Source organism: Rhodopirellula maiorica SM1 (genome assembly GCF_000346295.1).
Taxonomy (GTDB): domain Bacteria; phylum Planctomycetota; class Planctomycetia; order Pirellulales; family Pirellulaceae; genus Novipirellula; species Novipirellula maiorica.
In genome coordinates this window covers 1-17,626 of the sequence record NZ_ANOG01000613.1, presented here as the reverse complement: position 1 = coordinate 17,626, position 17,626 = coordinate 1, and the positions used below count along the sequence as shown (strand labels likewise).

Genomic DNA, 17,626 nt, shown 5'->3' with positions numbered 1-17,626 from the left:
CACGATCGCGCATGGTCGTTTCTTCGAGAGCATCGCAAAGAAGTGAGCCAGTCACCTGAATATCCGTTCCGATGCAACTCGGCCTTGGTTGTTGATGATCATTTCAAGTGGCTCGCTGAGGTCAACGATGATGAGACTGGCAAGTCGCAACACTGGACTTATATCTATTTGATGCGGCTTGCCGAGTTGGTAAAGCCAGCGCACCTCGATGGTTGGCGAAGGGCGAACAACGAGTTGCTTATAGACCACCTTTCCACAATCGTCGCAAATGACACTGGGCATCAAGGGAAATGGGCGACCGCAGAGTCGCAGCTAAAGCCCGATGCGCTCGAAACACTGCTTTCAATTGGCTTTCAGCCAACCAGCGAGTTCATAGAGAGATCAGTGGTCGAGGAGTCAAGTGCATTTGTTGCCAATGACGTCGCAATGTTGTTGGCATGTCTACCAGTTGAAGAGTTGCCACCCGCGTTGCTCGATCTCGTCCGCTCGGGTTATCAGTCCGATAACGAAGGCAATCAGCATCTCTTTCGTCACACAGGATTTATTGCACTTGTTCAATCGAGCCGAAAACGCAACGCATTTGACGCGATTTGCAACTTCGGCTTCGTGTATCATGACGATGTCCTGCTAGCGACAGTTGATGCGATTTCAGAGACGGCGATCGCTCGAATTGAACAGGGCGACAGGGACATACCAGAAACGCTACTCGATTTGGTTATCAATGGCGAGACAAAGCATCAACGTGAAGCGTCGGCATCCGTATTTTGCCGTCTTGTCTGGACAGGTTACGTCCACGGAACCTTGCTCCATCGACTGATCGACATAGTTTACGACGAATCATTAGAGGAGTTCACATGTGGGCAGGCGCTTGAGGCAATTGCTCGGACTCAATTCACCAAGGCAGATGAGTGGAAAGATAAGATTTGGCTATTAACTCAAACACAGCATGAGCCTTTGCATTGGCGAGCAATGGAGGTTTTTATCCGCCGCGGGTGGCTCGATGTAGACAAAGAAACATGGCTGCACGGTAGGCTAGGCCTCTCCATAGAGTCGGAGATCGTGCGACTCGAGCAGCCAGGATCTCTCACTGGATGGCAAGCGTATCTATTGGGTTTGCTGTATGCCCAGAATGTTCTCAAGTATTCTCATGCAATGGTATCCGCAATCGAGGGCGCAAAGGCAGATGTTTTTTATCAATTGATTCGCCAAGTCTCTCAGGCGGGCAAGTCGAACTCAAGAAATGTAGTCCATAGTCTTGCTAAACGCATCTACTCCCTCAACACGGAGTATTCGACGGACACAGGTCTTTTCTCGGTCTTGGCGAAACTCTCACCAAGCTCGTTGCTGGCAATTGTGGCGTCGAACCAGTGGCAGCGCTGGATGGTCGAGGGTAAGGCCGCGTTGTGTGAAGCCACTTCCGTCGCGTTCGCGACTGGCATTGATGACAACCCGAATGAATACTTAATTCCGTTTATGCAAGATGCGGCGTTCCAAGTTCGTCGGTCAGCCTATCGGATTTTGTCACACGTCGACTGCAAACAGTTGTTTTCGATTTGCCAGCTCTGGACAAATACAGGTGACATCGAGTTGGAACGACGGGCAGCGGAAATGGTCGAATGGCTTCCAAGGAATGTATATCCAGATGACTTGGTATGCAAGTTTGGCTTTCAAGGCCACCGAGAGCCAGCCGTTCGAGAGGCGTTCCACAACGTGCTGATTCGTCGACGACAGCGTGCTTGGGCCGACGAATGTCTTGAGCAGTTGTTCGAATCCTGTCGAAGCCAAAAGTCGGAAATGGCTGAATGCTTTCGACTTGTTCGAACGCTTGCCAGAATTGGTGATGATGTTTCGATTCGCCGGATTAAGCAATTTGTGGGTAGTGAGTTGCCGCCGATTTGGATCCGCACGCTACTGAAACGCGCGACGAAGCAGATTGAAAAGCAGTGGAAGCAAACGACCGATAAATGGCCATCCCCTTGGTCGCATGAGGTTGGCGACATCGAAGAAGTCGATGGCAAATTCCTGCTTTCAGACGGATCCCAGATTACCGCTAAAATATCGCTGTGGCGAAAACACCGTTTCGACCAAACCGAAAAATATGCATGGGGAGGCTTGGCTGTCGATCTGTCTGGACGATTCGGATTCTTGCACGATGATCATAATGTAACACTTTCGATTGAGGGACGCGAAAATTCAACAGTGCTTGTCGGCAACGTCCGCTCAAAATCACGGATGGGAACCGAAATCCGATTTAGCGGACAATCGGAGTATCCAAGCAAAAACCAAGTGAATGCTGAGCCTCGGCAATTGTTCGATCAGGTTGTGGCAGTGCTTAGGGACGCAAAGCTTGGGTTGTCAGTTCACGAAGCCGAGCAAATCGTAGAGAAAATCCAGCCTGCTGTTGAGGCCTCGGATCTAGCCTCACTGCTTAAGTCGCCTGTTGATAGCGTTCCGTCTACTCTAAGGACGCAAGAAATTGTGTTGATTGTCCGATTGGTGGCGGAAGCGGTTCGAGATCGTGACGTGCATGGGTTGGGAGTTTGGCAACTTGCTGATCGGCTGTTTATGATGGACGCTCAACGGCTCCGTTTTTTGCCCACAGAGCTAGTGGAATTTTCAAAGCTGGTGTTTGACCCGAGCGAAAATGCCGATGACGAGCTTCTGCTGTGGATGCGTGATCGGCTTTCACCGGTTGCCCGAGCCGAACAAATGCAGCATCAGGAGGAATGAGCCAACTCGCTTACGCTGCTTGTCGCTGAGCGTTTGATGACGAAGTGAGAGCGGCAATGAGGGCTGACTTCTGGACGGTGGCAGTTTGTCCAAAACCAGTCAGGAACTTCGTTGCCAAGGCAGATTGGTTTTCACGCGATAGCCGTGCCATCACCGACTTAAGCTCTTCCGAAGAGAGCCTCGACTTGTGGCTGATATTGATGCCTGCAGATTTGCAAGCACGCGTCATATCGTCGTGATACTCGCAGTACTTGTAAAAAAGTTGGGAACCGTTAAACATGCAAACTCCTATCTTGCGACATGCCCCACAAGTAGGTGATTTGCGACGATGTTGTCCATACCGGTTTTCTTCGATTGTCAGGCGTCTGCGTCTCGCTTTGGGGCTTACAAGACCAGAACACAGAAAAAAAGAAAGTTTTGAGAAGAAGGTGGGCAGGTACCGGTTTTTTTTAACGTGGCTTTTGTTTTGCGGTGCCTTCTAGAAACTGGGAGGTGCTTAGCCGATGGTGTGAACCTAGCGAGCCGAAGAGTCTGGTGCGATTTAACTCATGCTGAACCGACCCATCGGCGGAAAACGGTTTGCATGTATATAGGCGATTTTGAAGCGTCCGAATGAATCCTGCCAAAGACGCTCGATCAAAAGAGAATAAAACTCGATACCTATTGCCTACTGCTGAATTTTGACACTTGGAGTTTCGTCCCGAAATGGACGATGTGGTGAATGGATTCGCACAAAAGTTCGGACTGTCGCGCACATTTGGTTGCGGCCAAATCGAAGCTTGGCGTTTTCGCAGTCTCTGGTTTGGACAGAAGAATTCATGCGACAGAAATGAAAAAGCCCCTCGTCGGCAAAATCATTTCCTGTTTATTCCACAACATGCGGTCACTGCTGCTTGAGTCCCTCCTTAAAGGTCGACTAACTAGAATTCGTTTCGGGCACATAAAACGCGTTCTCTGGTGGATAGCTCGGTCATTGGGCTTGCTGGACACAGAAAGCTGTAGCACTTTTGGATCGTTGTAAGCAGATCCGCAAATCGGGAGAGATTCCCGCTGAAATGATGACGATGGCGGCTCAGGTCACCGATTGCAACGGGGCGTTGTTTGATGCCGCCAATGGGTTCCGCGGCTGCATCGCTGGGATCCACGAGGTATTGCGGCGGCAAGGATTGCTCGAAGGAACATGGTGTTTGAATCCCCACGAAACCGTCAGTCCGGGGCAAGCCGACGAGATCGACCGAGTCTATCGATCGTATCCGCACATGCATGACGACGCCTTCGTCGCCGAGCATCTCGACGAGTGGCTGCGGTAGGATATTTGCAACGCAAAGGGTCTGTAGGGACTGTGGCGTTCGTACTCTAATCATCAAAAACAGCGACGGAAATGAAACGCATACGATCACAAATCTCAATCCGAATCATGCTGTTGCTTACTGCGGTGATCGCGGTAGTCCTGGCGTACTACGCTAACGGGCTTCGCAAAAGAAAAGTTGCGATGCAAACTGTCGTTTCGTTAGGCGGTAGCGGCGATGGTCCACTTGAAGGGTCTGAGTGGCTGCGGTATCTGCTTGATGACGATGACTTCTTTCGAGAGATCTCACGCCTCAGTGTTTCATATGACACCACAAATTACGATGTGAAACGACCAATAGGTGATATCGAACTCGCTGCGGCTATTGACTGCCTACCCAGTCCAAATCGCCTGAACGTCCTCCGGTTGGACGGAAGCGCGGTATCAGATGACGGTCTTTATTGCTTGAAGGTCTTATCCAATCTGGAGTCGCTCAGCCTAAGAAAAACGCTTATTACCGACGCTGGGCTGCAGCGAATCACACACTGTGTGAAACTGAAAGAGCTAAATCTTAGCCAAACAGCGATCGATGGTCGCGGCCTGCGCTCGCTTGCTCGTTTGCAGCAACTCGAGCAGCTCGACCTGAGTCACACACGAGTCACAGAGTATGAGTTGCTTCATCTCCCTGAATTGAAGAATCTTCAAGGTCTAGACCTCGCGGGAACTCCGTTCCTCGGAGGTGGTTTCAGGTTCTTGGTAGCCAAACTTCCAAATCTCGAGAAGTTAGATCTGTACGGCACCGAGATTGGCAAAAACGGGACTGCGGCTCGATATTTTCAGCGATACGCGGAAAAACTGATTTGTTTACGCGAACTCTCGCTTGCACGCACGCAGATCACTGGCGGACCTTCAATATCTACAACATTGTCATTCGCTTGAAACGCTGATCCTGGACAGCACCAATATCACCGATGATGGACTCGTGCATTTGCAGGCCATAACGAAGTTGAAGGAAGTCTCACTGAAAAAGACGGGGGTCACGACAGCAGGTGTTGCGATATTGCAACGCATCTTGCCATCATGCGCGATATCCGCAGAATAAATGGCAAATACAACGTGGCAAATCAAAGGATGCAGGCGGCAATCGGTGCCCGGCAATCGGTGCCAGGCATCAAACGCTCAAGTTTGCTTCCCGTATCGATCACCGACGGTGGAATTTCGTTTTGGCCAGCAGTTGCTAAAAAAGCGATCAAGTCATCAAAAACCTGCAAAGTAAAATCGGGATGCTTCGCAAACGCAGTCAGCAAGCCATTCATGTTGGACATTATCAACTTCTCGTGACGAGATTCAATGACTCCCTCGCGAGACATCGCCGCGAAGCACTCGCGTTGAACCGTGAGGGAAAAGAGTGTGCCAGCCACCCTTGATCACGGTTCGATTCACGCTCAATGCCGTCTGTTTTGTTGGCGGCGCGGAGTCTGCTCCTGCAGACGTTCACGCTGGCGGTTCAAGGCTTCTCGCGTCGATGTTTCCGCGACACACACCGCTACGAACAGGTGTGTATGATAGACGCTTCACCAATTTCGGCGAGATCGCTGAGGTGATGAACGGCCCCAACAGAGTGCTTCGGTCCAGGTGCTCTCGCTCGGTGCACATTCCTAGGGCCGTTTTGATTAACCATCGAAAAATTGGCAACATTGCATGATGCGTGTACTTCTTATTTCACTTGTCTTAGTCGGTGCTAGCGCGATCCAGGCAGACGAGCCGCCTTCGAATTTGGTGACCAATCCTGAGTTCTCGCTTGCTGATGAGGATTTTCCAAAAGGTTGGCGATTGGGGCAGAAGCAACAGGTTGTGAGCGTCGATCCGCAAGACAAACCACCGGGAGCAACACGCAGTTTGCATGTTGAAATCAATATCGAGGTCGGATCCCAATTGGGTGAAATTGGACAGACGATCACAGTCAAACCCAACACGCTATACCGCGTTTCCGGATGGATGAAAGGATCACGCTCGGGAATCGCGTTCTATCAAATCAAACGCCGAAAGGGACGCAAGGAACTCGAGCGAATCGGAACGAAGAAAAACGGTACCGATTGGCAACGCGTCGAAGTTCGATTCAACAGCGGAGATGCCGACAATGTCCAACTACTATGCCGTTGGGCTCATGGGGCGAAACAGGTTGGCACCCAAGTTCGGTTTTCTCAAACCGAGTTAATCGAAGCAACTGGATTACCACGCGAAGGCGAGCACGATCCGATCGCCGTTGCGACCTTTGAATCCATTGGACTCTATTGGAAGCCTCGTGAAGGGAGTGCCGACAATGTTTGTCAGGTCGCTTACAAGCCCTGGGTTCCAAGACGTGGCGGCGAGGTCATGATCTTTGGTTCGATCCGAATCAGCACAGTGGGCGACCGCAGAACAGTGAAGAGTATCGTGGCAGTTTGGTGCACCTTCAGCCGGGCACCGAGTATGACATTCGTCTGCGATTAGCGAAAACGAAAACGGAAATTGACCTCACGGCAAAAACTTGGGACGAGTCGCTGAAGGTTAAAAAGACAGTGCACTTGCCTGAAAAGTGGGAGGAAACGCTGGAAATCACCGAGGGTGGCTCCGAGGCGGATGGCTATGTGGTCTATGCACCTGAACCGGGCAAAAGATCGGTCGGAGATGCCGCAGGACGGATGCCGGCGAATATTCGTGTTGCTGCGAGTTACGTGATCGTGCGAGGTCTCGAATTGCGAAACGCCGCCACCAATGGCATCGAGCTGAAGCACGTGCATGACGTCGTGATCGAAGATTGTGACATTAGCGGCTGGGGACGTGTGTCAGACGATGGTTTCGGTGACAACGGGGATGCCGCCGTTTACGGGAACTCAAAGGAACTCGAATCGATCATCGTTCAGCGGTGCGATTTACATCATCCACGTAGTCACAGCAATTCATGGCTCGAAGAACGCACGCTAAAGGATGGTCGCAAAACACATCATCCGATGGGCGCTCAAGGCGTGATGTTGCGAAAAGGGAAAGGACGCTATGTGATCCGAGACAATCGCATCCGATCCGACATGACCCATATGTTCAATGATGGAATGGGAGAATTTTCCAACTTCAGCTTCGCTGGGTTTCCCAATCGCGATAGTGACATCTATCGAAACTTCGTATCGCATTGCCGTGACGATGGACTGGAGATCGAAGGTGCCAATATGAACGTCCGGGTTTGGAACAATTGCACCGACGTCTGCATGATGTCGTTGGCGGGGGCGTCCACGTCGTTGGGGCCAGTCTATTTTTGGCGGAATATTGCCTTGGGATCCCGTTATGGATCAAAGAGTGACTGGGATGGATCCAAGGGGGGCGGGTTTTTAAAGTTGGGGAACGAATCGGTGGCGATGACCAAGGGCCGAATGTATGTCTATCACAACACGATTTATCAACCTAAACCGTGGCCCGGTCGAAGCGATTCGTCGGGATGCCGATCAGGATTGATCTGCACTGGCAAGACAAAACGTCAGCAGAATATTGTCTCACGTAACAACATCCTTCACCTTCGCCGCGAAAAAGAGATTGCGATTCGTGATCCCTTCCAATTTCCCACCAATGATTTCGACTTCGATTTCATTTTGGGAACCGTCTCGGCGAGCGAGGAAAGTGAAACGCAAGCGATCCGCGGAATCCCTGTGTATGAACCTGCGAACGGGAAACCACTGGGATTGCAACCGGGGTCGCCTGGGCATGATGCCGCGGTCCGACTGCCAAATTTCAACGACAACTACCACGGCGAAGGGCCGGACATGGGGGCGATCGAAACGGGGCAAGACTTCGTCGTGCCGCCGACGTGGCCCCCGTTCCCCGAACTTTTTTCATCGGCATCGGAACCGTGATCCGTTCGGTGTCGTCGCGACGTTGGGAATCGTTCCTCGGCGGCATAGGAGGTCGTGCCGTTTTTCCAAAGGCAGTGTGCGTCCGCTTGACGAAGCAACGATCTTGGCAACCACCACGCCGGTTCAAGAGATCGTCGCTCAATTGAACACGCAGCCGTTTGTGCTGGTGTCGACGTTAGGACAACCGGTTGGCGTGATCACGCGAGGTGATCTAGAAAAGCCACCTATGCGAATGTGGCTGTTCGGCATGATCACGCTCCTACACGGAAGAAAATTAGGATGCGATGATGCGACTTTCCGAGGCCCTCGATGGGCTGCTCGAGATTCCATCGGAATACGTCGTGGTCAACAGTTTGCAACCTCATCCGCGGTGCGAAAACCAGTGAAACGACAAAGCCTCAGTTGAAAACCAACTGCGGCTGGCAAAACATTGCCCGATGAACAAAACCGGCTCGTGAACCTTTCAATCCTGCTTGTCTACTTGCTTTGCAGGGCCTTGACGATGCTTGGCAGCGGAGTGACCAGGATGGGACAGCTCTCTTCGTGATCAGAATGACAAGCAAAGAAGCCTTGCGGAAACTCTTGGCCAAAGGAACGAGCGACTATTTCAATCCCATCGCTTTGTTGTGCATTTTCGATTGCAAAGCGATAGGTGCTGCTGCCACCGACCAACGGCAACACGTGAATCGTGCTTGAACCTTGGTCCGAGACGGTCAGGTATCGAACTTTGTTGTCGTCGTAATGTAGCGCCACACCCTCAAGGTCGCCACGAATTCCGTTTTCACCCACTTCCAGCATCAGCGTTCCCTGCTTCCCAGCCCCTGGCTCCGCCGCAAACCGCCAAATTCCCTCGTCTTCGGCCGCAACATAGAGCATGCCAAGTTGATCGTCGGCGACGGCTCCTTCGCATTTCCCGACATCCAAGTGTCGAACTTTCTTTCCCGTATAGAATCCGTTCTCGTTGATGCTGAGTTCAATTTGTTCGCAGCCATCCTGTTTCGAAGTGGTGAAGAAGTAGAGGCGGTCATCGAGTGAGGATCGATACAGACAACCGCCGTAGTTGGGGCCGGTTTCGATTCCACCGTGATCGATCGCTACCAACTCACGCGATTCACGATCCAAGCGATACAAACGCAACTTAAATCCTTCTGCTCGCTGGTTGACGGCCACCAAGTCGATTTGCTGGTTCCCAAAGGGGACGTCATAGCGAAGATCGATGTTTCCTGGCATGGGGACTTCGACCGATTGGATCAACTTGCCTTTCAAGTCATAGACGAACAAACGATTGGCCGACTTGTCCGAGGCAATGATCAGGCTTCGATCCGGCGATTGATTGTCTCGCCAAACACACAGGTCATCTTGGTCCTGAGCGAGAGGGTTCGTCAAACGAAGCGTTGGCGTGATGATGGGAACTTGATCCGACTCGCGTCTTTTGATTTTGACGGAAGTTACCTCATCCGTGTCCTCCTCTTGTGGACGAACTCGCTCGGGTGTATCGGGGATGGTCTCGACCAATTTGTTTGGTTTGCCGGCTTGTTTGGTAAGCGTGAAACCATCGTAAGGTCGTCCAATGGCCGTGCGAGCAACATAACGCAGTTCATCGCCGTCGACCGTGATGATCTGATAGAGCTGAGTGTCTTCGGCGACACGTTGCATATACGGTTCACGTCCTAAGTCATACATCTTTGGGCCGCTAACCGAAACAACGTAAACGGTTCCGGATACATCGCTTTTCGCACGAACCCCTGCGGGCACGTTTTGCTCACTCTTGTGCGCCATCAATCTCGTCCGTGCGTATGTATGATCGTGACCATTCAGGACCAGATCAACCTTGTATTTGTCGAAGATTGGCTGCCACAAGTCTCGAAGTTCGAGGTTGTCTCGGCCACGTTTGGACGAATAGATCGGATGGTGGAACGTGATGACGGTCCATTTCTGGGGATTGTTGCTCAACACATCGTCCAACCAAACGGCCTGCTCTTCGATTTGCCCCGTTGAATTGAGTCCAACGATTCGAACACCTTGGTAATCCATAAAGTAAACGGCTTCGCGCGAGCCCTCGGGGCCATTCTTGGGAAACTCGAAAACTCGTTCCCAGTGGTCCGTTAATCGGCGAGTGACTTCACCTGTCTGCTCGTTTTGAACCTTTGATTGTTCATGGTTTCCAGGTACAGCGACACAGGGAGTGCTGCGGGGAATAAAGCCTTGGGCATAGAACCATTCGCCCCAATCGCCGTCACTATTACCACGATTCACCAAGTCGCCTGCGTGAAGAAGGAACGCGGCTCGCGGTGCATCGGCATAGGCTTGCCGGACAAGCCGTGACCAGTGTGACTTGATGTTGTTCTGAGCGTCCCCAACATAGACAAAACTGAACGGTTCCGCTTGCTCGCTTGCGGTAACGAAGTGAGCCCATTCGCTCCAGTTGACTCCATCGCCAACGCGATAGACGTACTTTGTGCTCGGCTTCAGCTCGGTCAACGTGACGCTGTGGTACTGTGCTAAACCCAAGTCCGTTTTTAGCGATTCCGACTTCGCATCCGTCTGCTGAGTTTTGTTGACAAACAGCGGACCATCCTCCGCGATCGCAAATTCGAGCACGGCCTTTTTGACGCTCATATCGGTACGCCAAGTGACCGATTGAGTTGTTGTTGGATCGCCAGCCCAAGTCAAAACGATCCGATCCGGCACTGCGGAGGGCGCAAAAGTCACTCCAGCGGGGACCTCTACAGGAGCCGCATGCGGGTGCTCGCCATCGTGAGCCCAGCCGACGGAGGCAGGAAGGCTGAAGGCAAACAATGTAATGCCGAGTCTCGTCCAGTAGGACATCTTTTTTCCTTGATAGTATTGAGTGAACATGGGGACGGGAGAGGGGTTTGGGGGTGATGGTTCGCCAAGTTGGGTTGGTTGCAGCCGTTTAAGTGTCGAAGTGAGTTGCTTAATGAGTCGCAGCTTGAGCGGACTTCGTTGATTCGCCGACCAAGGTGGATTCCTTCGACGCCATGATACCAGGACTGTTCGGGATTGGTTTCGTTTGGCTCATGACCAGCATTTGTGGAGGCAGATCGAGGTCCAGCTGACTTTCCCACTGCTCCAGCGGGTAATGCCACGCCTCGTGTCGATAGGGTTCGTACAAGTCGACAATCCAATCCGGATAGCGGAGGTTGCGAGGTTGTTTTGCTAAGTCTACCGTCGGGTCGATCATCGGTTGTGGTTTTCGGCCATTGAGTGCCACCAAAGCAAGCGCACGGAGTTCGACGTTCGGATGCCCCTTGCTTGCAAGATCCTCCGAAATGAACAGGCATAGCTGATGAATCATGCGAGGATCTCGACCCACCACTGCGAGTTGGCGTTGGGTTAGATACGGACGCAAATCGATGACACCCGAACGCCCGCTCTCCGGGTCGGTTGCGTAAACACGAACGCCGCTCACTTTCGCGCGAAGCAGCATGTGCCATGAAAAATGATGCGCGTATTCCGACCAACTTGGGTTGCCTGGTGAAACGAACACCCGCAACGGGACCAACGTTTGAACCGCGATCCACAGACAAACGCTGCTTACCGCAAAACGCTGCTTCCAGCTGAAGCTCGAGATCCGCACTGAGTCGGGTTGCTTCGGAGTCTTGATCAATCTAAGCCGGTGCAGAATTTGTCGCGGCCATCCCGGATCAAAAAAGACGGTTGTCGCCGCGATCATCAGCCAGGGAAAAATTCCGATGTTCCAAAGATGATGGTTGCTGATATGGAATACGCAAGTCAGGAAAAAGCCTAACAGCCGCGTCTTGCGAAACAACAAAAGCGGAACGATGGAGAGGTCAAATATCAATCCGCCCCAGCAGACAAGTTGCACTAGGTACTCTTGATCAAAGGGGAATCGAGAGATCCAGGGGTGGTCGGTCATGTAAGAGAGCGTGGTCCTCATGGGTTGACCTCGCAGCCAATCAAAATTGAGTTTTGCGATCCCTCCGAAAAAATAAGGCACCCCGATCTGAAAGCGAAGCAACCACAAACACCAAGCCGGCGTGGTGTCACTCCGTTTGTCTGGATGGATCCAAGCGCCGACTGAACATGCACGTTCGGCTGGGAAAAACGGCATCATCAAACTGAGCAGCATGCATAGGTAGTAGTGGTTCAGGTAGTAGGCTTTGTCCAACATGAACCAGTACGTAAAGCCGACGGCAAATAGCACGGTGACCAAGCGATACCAGAGACCCAACGCAATGCAGATCGCCAGACCGGCAAATACCATGTACAGCAGTGACATGCCGTCGACAGCGACCCCGCCGATCGTGAGGCTGAGTTCAAGCGGTTTTACCCAGTCAAATCCATAGTAGGTGAAATGGAGCGGTGGTGCGGTGTAGTTGTGGTAGGGGATGCCGTTGCGAAGGCTGCTGATCGCCCACCAGCACATGACCATGCCAAAGGCAATGCGAAAAACCACCAGAAAGTCGATGGGGACGTTTTGTATTAGCCGATTGCTGATCCGGCCGATTGCCGAATCCGATTTCTGTGTCATGAGAGACTCGGTTGAGTTGATTGTGAACAACTTGGTCAGACGATTCAGATGCATCTCAGGGACAAGGGCTAGTGACGTTGAGATGCATTCTTGAGAGAACACTTCGGTGCATCAGCGTGATTCACGTCGCGACCAGGACATTTCTGTCCTGGTCGTTCGCTAACAATGAGTTAACACGACTTGCGCCCGAAGAGCATCATCTCAGTCTTCTTCATCATCATCCTCGTCCGCCTCGGCTTGCTCGGCACGGACGTCTCTGCGAGTTTTTTCTGGAAGGACAATTTCGAATGAATTGTCCTCTCCCGCAGTCACTTCGACTTGCATCAGTTCGCGATCGGCATTCATCGCACAGTCGCAACCGGGACCGCTGCCTCGATCGACCTTGACGATGTGAGTCCCCACGACCGCGCCGTCACCGTTGCCGTAAGTGGAAATCGTAAATTGACCTTGTGCGTCAATCACACCGAGTCCGATTTTGCCGACGACCGCCGATTTGCCGGTTTGTTTTGGCTGGAAATAGACAGTGCCACCACCGACCGCATTTCCATTGCATTTGACCATCCCCGTTACGGGGCGACGTCAAACCCATTGCCACCGCATCCTGGGAAGAGAACGGTTGCGACGCAAACGCCTAACAGGGCAAGCCATTTTTGCGAGAGATTTTTCATTAGGTTTGAAAATGTCATGGGTATCGTTTTGCAGGTGTATCTGTAGAGAGGGTAGAGGAAAAAAGGAAAATGTGACTTGATTAAAAGTGTCCTGAATCGTTGATGGAAAAGCTCTCTTCGCGATGGGGCCGCAAAGAGAGCGGTCATTGATTTCTTTTGCGGTGTCCGCGTGAATCGAAGAACTAAAACTCGCCGACCACTTCGCCGTCGTTCATTCCGGCCAGTGCTTGGTAGGTCTCCATCGAAACGCTGTCGGTAATGAACCGAACAGAACCATCAGCAAAGTTGAACTGGGCACCTCCTTGGTGGAAGCTAAACGCACAGTCATCATCAATCGCTTGGTACATGTTGCCCACCGAGGTGTATGCATTGATTGGAGAAGACGTACGAGCCGTGAATCGCAGCGATTCATCGGTTCGTGGCATTCCGATCCACACGGGCCAATCTTCGAGTGAACTGGGGCTTTCGCCATCGACTGGCGGTTTGCTGACGCCGCTGGCACGAACGTAGGTCGATTCCCCAACGGCGATGGTATTGGACAGTCCATCGATCACATCGCGAAACAGTCGCGGTGGTCCTTCGGCTCGTTTCACGAAGAGGCCGTTGTCACCCAAGTGATTTCCTGCACAACCCTTGTAGCTAGAGGTGGCCAAACCGGTTGTTTGGTCTGCATTGAACGCGGGGTTCACGTCGAGCGTGCCAACGCCAAAATCACCCGAACCATAGATGCTCCACGTTAGTGGGGCGTTGACGGGCATGGCGGATGTTGGGCAGAGATAGGTTTGTACGGGCGTCGTCGCGGCTTCCCAACGTCGTTGGATACGTTCGGTCGGCGAACCGCCTGCGATTGCTTCGACCATATGTTCAATCGGTCGCCCGGTGATTCCATCGGGTTCTTCCCAATATCCGTTTGGATCCACTTGCTCGTAAAGCGCGCTCTGCTCGATGTAGGGAAGCAGGAAGCATAGGAATCCGTAACCATCGTCATCTTTGGTTCCACCAAATCCAGAATCGTCAACCCAACTGAGTCCTCCTGGTGGCAAGACTTTGAAAGTGGATTCGTAATTGTGCAAAGCCAAACCAATTTGTTTCAAGTTGTTTTGGCACTGCATTCGTCTGGCGGCTTCGCGTGCCGCCTGAACCGCAGGCAATAGCAGTCCAACAAGAACGCCGATAATGGCGATCACCACCAACAATTCAACCAGCGTGAAAGCCTTACTTCTGGGATGTTTCTTCATTTCTTTTCTATCATACGAAAGTAGGTGGGCACGCATCTGCCAAACCATTTGGAAGAACAACGCGTCCAAAGTTCTGATGTGCAACGCAGCGGTTCGGTACAGTGAGTCAATTCGCTAGATGAGTTCGTCTGCCCATGGTCCTGTGATTGCGAACGTGACGCCGGGCGTTTGATTGTTGACAAACAGCCATTTTCCATCAGGACTGAACGTCGCCCCCGCCCATTCCTGGTCACGGAAATCGCCTTTGATTCCTTTGATTTCGCCATTTAACACGATGTTGTTGGCGGCGAAGGGAAACAGGTCGCCACCGGGAGTCAGTCCATGTAATCGTTGTGGACGCTGGTCGCCATCTTCACACAACACCAAGCCGCCACGGGGGCTAACCGTGATATTGTCAGGGTTCTCCAGAACCTTCGGACTGGGGGATTCGAACAGCAGTCGCAGTTGCTCCTGTGCGGGGATGTATTCCCAAACTTGACCGACGCCTGCGTCGCCTCCGTTGGTTGAAACAATGTAAATCCCATCGCGTCCTGCCCAACATCCTTCGAGACGAGCGAAGGTGACACCGCCCCGCTGCTTGCCTTGCGAATAAACCCCGAGGGCATCCTTCGTCCCCGGCGAGTGCGCTTGTAGTGGATCGTCAATATCAACCCACTGGACATCGAATACTTGATCCACTCGTACGCCTGACCGCACATCTTTCCGCTGCGGCAGTTTCATCATCTGGAGTTTTCCTCCGTTGACGAGCTTCCCGGGAGTGTTCGGCGTGAAGCGATAAAAGCCCGCGGTTTGGCGATCTTCGGTTTCGTAGACGATGCCGGTCGCGGGGTCGATCGCGACTGCCTCGTGGACAAATCGCCCCATTTCTTTTAAGGGCACCGGCCGCGAGATACCCTCTGCAGGCACTTCGAAAATCCATCCATGCGGATCCTGGAAATTGATGCGGTCGCCTTTATGGTCATCTCCCGGGCCAAGCACGGTTTCCTCACAACTTAGCCATGTGCCCCAAGGTGTCGGCCCGCCTGCACAGTTGTTGGCGGTGCCAGAAAGACTGCACCAACTCCGTTGCAGTTGTCCTTCGTCAGCATCGAAAAGCAAGTTGGTACAACCGCCCGGCGCGTTCTTATCAAAGCTAAGCTTGTCGCTGGCGATGGAGCGGCCATTCCCGTTACGCTCATGGTTTCTACATAACACAATCTTTCCGGGCGAGATTTCAGCAACCACCGCCATCCCATCATGGTTGCCCGGTGTCAGATTGCCGTCGTTCATCGGGTCACCCGTCCAACCGAACGTACTGTATTGAAAACCTTCGGGAAGCTTCAGCAACTCAAGCCCTGTCGAGTTGTCCTTTACCGGTCGCAATTCACCGAACCCGGCGGACGCGCGATGTTCGGGAGCCGCCGCCAACAGGGATTGAAAAGGTGTCGTGATCGCGAGTGAACCGAGGCTCAGCGTCGCTTGCTGAATAAAGCGTCGACGTTCGTGAGAACGAGCGTCTTGCGAATCAAAGTCATTCTGCATGTCATCGAATCCTGAGTCGTGTATTCTTGTGCAGTTGCTCAGCCTGAGTCGAAGTCGGACTCTGTTAAAGAACGCCAGCAACGTTGTCCCGCTTTAGGTGGCGGAAGTATTCCAGACCTTTGTGAAGCTAGCGGTCGCACAAAACTAAGAATGGATGAAAGAAGGCGTTTTCTTGCTGATCGATCGAAACCGCGGGCATCCAAGAATTGGTAACGTTCAAATCGTGACCGCTAGGAACTACCGATTTACAAGTTTGGATAGTCTGTCTCACGTTGCTTCTGCAAGTTGAAAATCATCAGTCCCGAAGGGACGGCAAGATGTAGCCACGGGCGAAGCCCGATGTCATCTACTTTCGTACTAAACGGGTGGCATTTGTAGCGGTGCGGCGCAAGCCGCCCGGTCTAAACCGAACGTTTTACTCGCCTCAACCGGACGGCTCGCGCCGTGCCATCTACTTTCGTAGTGGGACTCGCCAAAGTTCCTGGTGTTTCAACAGCAAAGATGGGAATTCTGGCGAACTGGGCCCGTGCCGTAACGCAGACGAATCAGGCAAATGGTTTGGCTCGCAATTTGCGTGTAGCAATTCGCATGCAATAGGGGCATGCGTCCTCGACGTTGCAAACGATTTTGATTCTCGTTGTATGGTGCTTGCTAAATGACATTTCGATCGCTGCTTTGGCCGCTGCTGCTGGTCGCATTGATCTTCGCAGTGGCGGATCTGTTTATTCCTACCGTCAGCGTGTTGTTGGTGGTGTTCGCTGGACTTTTGTTTGGCGTTTTCATCAACGGTCTGGCAGGCTTTGCTGATCGCCACGCGCCGCTGTCGTACCGAATGAGCTTTATGCTCGTCGTTACGGTGATATTGTTGTTGTTTGCAGGTGGCGTGTACTACTTGGGCGCCCAAGTGGTTCAGCGTACCGACGAACTGTGGAGTCAACTGCAAACTGCCAGCGAAGACGCGACACAGCGGTTGAAACAGTACGAGTTTTCGAAACAGTATTTGCCTGATTCGGAACAGATGCAGTCGATGGTGCGCCAACAAGGCGACTCGGCTGTCTCGGGGGTGTTAGGCGGTTTAAGATCGGTTGGATGGGCAATGACCGGTGCCATCGTGATCTTTTTCGTTGGTGCCTATGCAGCGTATGACCCCAGACTCTACCGCAAAGGGCTCGTCAAGTTGTTTCCAACCCAGCGGCGTGAGCGCGTGTTGGAGGTGTTGGATCAAATGCGTTCTGCCCTGGGACGCTGGATTGTCGGCCGCGTGATGTCGATGACGCTCGTTGGAGTTTTGACTGCGATCGGACTGTGGTTTTTGAATGTCCCCTTGCCGATCACGTTGGGCGTTGTCGCGGCACTTTTGACATTTATTCCTAATATCGGACCGTTGTTGGCAGCGGTACCGCAAGTGCTGTTGGCCTTGAATGTAGGAACCGACACCGCAATCTACGTGCTGGTATTTAATGTCGCATTGCAGGGGATCGAGAGCTATTTGATCACGCCGATGATCCAGCGACACGAGGTGACACTGCCTCCGATCCTAACCATCGCCGCTCAGTTGTGGATGGGGATTACCGTGGGAATCATCGGCGTGATGATGGCCGCTCCGTTGACAGTCGTCGTAATGGTGCTGATCCAGATGCTATACATCCACGATCGCCTGGGCGATCCCAACCCAGGCGAATTGACAACGGACTAAGCAGGCGTCCACAACGAGGAAAATGACGCTGCGAACGGAAACACGTCGTTACTTCGCTGATGCGACCGCTGTTTGATTGACGTGC

14 protein-coding genes are annotated in these 17,626 nt (G+C 52.5%); 8 read left to right on the top strand and 6 right to left on the bottom strand.

Annotation, left to right across the window (positions count from 1 at the left end; translation table 11 throughout):
- The 4 genes from RMSM_RS19610 to RMSM_RS43805 all read left to right on the top strand — a co-directional run.
- On the top strand, window positions 1-2,730 hold a 2,730-nt coding region (locus RMSM_RS19610; protein WP_040768285.1), incomplete at its 5' end, for a hypothetical protein.
- A 1,007-nt stretch (window positions 2,731-3,737) separates the two neighbouring features.
- Complete coding sequence (locus tag RMSM_RS19595; RefSeq protein WP_008700047.1) at window positions 3,738-4,040, top strand: hypothetical protein; 303 nt, start codon at window positions 3,738-3,740, stop codon at window positions 4,038-4,040.
- A 71-nt stretch (window positions 4,041-4,111) separates the two neighbouring features.
- Window positions 4,112-4,957, top strand: coding sequence for a leucine-rich repeat domain-containing protein (locus RMSM_RS19590; RefSeq protein ID WP_008700045.1), 846 nt, complete (start codon window positions 4,112-4,114; stop codon window positions 4,955-4,957).
- Window positions 4,899-5,120, top strand: a complete 222-nt coding sequence (locus tag RMSM_RS43805) for a leucine-rich repeat domain-containing protein (RefSeq protein WP_144057788.1) — start codon at window positions 4,899-4,901, stop codon at window positions 5,118-5,120. The genes RMSM_RS19590 and RMSM_RS43805 overlap by 59 nt, the downstream gene beginning before the upstream one ends.
- 22 nt (window positions 5,121-5,142) lie before the next feature.
- On the opposite strand, the gene RMSM_RS19585 is transcribed toward RMSM_RS43805, so the two are convergent.
- The gene (locus RMSM_RS19585; protein WP_008700043.1) at window positions 5,143-5,343 is read right to left on the bottom strand and encodes a hypothetical protein; all 201 of its coding nucleotides are present in this window, start codon (window positions 5,341-5,343) and stop codon (window positions 5,143-5,145) included.
- Between the two features lie 376 nt (window positions 5,344-5,719).
- Here RMSM_RS19585 and RMSM_RS19580 point away from each other — a divergent pair, with 376 nt between their 5' ends.
- From RMSM_RS19580 to RMSM_RS42795, 3 genes are all read left to right on the top strand, one after another.
- Window positions 5,720-6,511 (top strand): carbohydrate binding domain-containing protein, encoded by a 792-nt coding sequence (locus tag RMSM_RS19580; RefSeq protein WP_040768274.1) that lies wholly within the window; start codon window positions 5,720-5,722, stop codon window positions 6,509-6,511.
- Entirely contained in the window at window positions 6,466-7,902 is a 1,437-nt protein-coding gene (locus RMSM_RS19575) for a right-handed parallel beta-helix repeat-containing protein (protein WP_040768272.1), read from the top strand. The genes RMSM_RS19580 and RMSM_RS19575 overlap by 46 nt, the downstream gene beginning before the upstream one ends.
- 103 nt (window positions 7,903-8,005) lie before the next feature.
- On the top strand, window positions 8,006-8,308 hold the full coding sequence (locus tag RMSM_RS42795; protein WP_144057787.1) for a hypothetical protein: 303 nt from the start codon (window positions 8,006-8,008) through the stop codon (window positions 8,306-8,308).
- 71 nt (window positions 8,309-8,379) lie between these two features.
- On the opposite strand, the gene RMSM_RS41105 is transcribed toward RMSM_RS42795, so the two are convergent.
- The 5 genes from RMSM_RS41105 to RMSM_RS19545 all read right to left on the bottom strand — a co-directional run bounded on the left by RMSM_RS41105 (window position 8,380) and on the right by RMSM_RS19545 (window position 15,845).
- Window positions 8,380-10,731, bottom strand: coding sequence for a phytase (locus tag RMSM_RS41105; protein WP_160168329.1), 2,352 nt, complete (start codon window positions 10,729-10,731; stop codon window positions 8,380-8,382).
- Window positions 10,732-10,840: 109 nt separating this feature from the next.
- The gene (locus RMSM_RS19560) at window positions 10,841-12,418 is read right to left on the bottom strand and encodes an HTTM domain-containing protein (RefSeq protein WP_160168328.1); all 1,578 of its coding nucleotides are present in this window, start codon (window positions 12,416-12,418) and stop codon (window positions 10,841-10,843) included.
- Between the two features lie 201 nt (window positions 12,419-12,619).
- Window positions 12,620-12,979, bottom strand: a complete 360-nt coding sequence (locus tag RMSM_RS19555; protein ID WP_008700027.1) for a hypothetical protein — start codon at window positions 12,977-12,979, stop codon at window positions 12,620-12,622.
- A 289-nt stretch (window positions 12,980-13,268) separates the two neighbouring features.
- Complete coding sequence (locus RMSM_RS19550; protein WP_040768289.1) at window positions 13,269-14,324, bottom strand: DUF1559 domain-containing protein; 1,056 nt, start codon at window positions 14,322-14,324, stop codon at window positions 13,269-13,271.
- A gap of 114 nt (window positions 14,325-14,438) precedes the next feature.
- Window positions 14,439-15,845, bottom strand: coding sequence for an alkaline phosphatase PhoX (locus RMSM_RS19545; RefSeq protein ID WP_008700023.1), 1,407 nt, complete (start codon window positions 15,843-15,845; stop codon window positions 14,439-14,441).
- A gap of 655 nt (window positions 15,846-16,500) precedes the next feature.
- Here RMSM_RS19545 and RMSM_RS19535 point away from each other — a divergent pair.
- Window positions 16,501-17,541 carry an AI-2E family transporter gene (locus tag RMSM_RS19535; RefSeq protein ID WP_008700017.1) on the top strand — a complete coding sequence of 347 codons (1,041 nt, stop codon included), beginning with the start codon at window positions 16,501-16,503 and terminating at the stop codon, window positions 17,539-17,541.
- The last annotated feature ends 85 nt before the right edge of the window (window positions 17,542-17,626 follow it).

Coding starts and splice junctions, on each gene's coding strand:
- RMSM_RS19580 (WP_040768274.1), top strand. CDS start 5,720: ATGATGCGTGTACTTCTTATTTCACTTGTCTTAGTCGGTGCTAGCGCG.
- RMSM_RS19585 (WP_008700043.1), bottom strand. CDS start 5,343: ATGTCCAACATGAATGGCTTGCTGACTGCGTTTGCGAAGCATCCCGAT.
- RMSM_RS19590 (WP_008700045.1), top strand. CDS start 4,112: ATGAAACGCATACGATCACAAATCTCAATCCGAATCATGCTGTTGCTT.
- RMSM_RS19555 (WP_008700027.1), bottom strand. CDS start 12,979: ATGGTCAAATGCAATGGAAATGCGGTCGGTGGTGGCACTGTCTATTTC.
- RMSM_RS19535 (WP_008700017.1), top strand. CDS start 16,501: ATGACATTTCGATCGCTGCTTTGGCCGCTGCTGCTGGTCGCATTGATC.
- RMSM_RS19550 (WP_040768289.1), bottom strand. CDS start 14,324: ATGAAGAAACATCCCAGAAGTAAGGCTTTCACGCTGGTTGAATTGTTG.
- RMSM_RS19560 (WP_160168328.1), bottom strand. CDS start 12,418: ATGACACAGAAATCGGATTCGGCAATCGGCCGGATCAGCAATCGGCTA.
- RMSM_RS41105 (WP_160168329.1), bottom strand. CDS start 10,731: ATGTCCTACTGGACGAGACTCGGCATTACATTGTTTGCCTTCAGCCTT.
- RMSM_RS19545 (WP_008700023.1), bottom strand. CDS start 15,845: ATGCAGAATGACTTTGATTCGCAAGACGCTCGTTCTCACGAACGTCGA.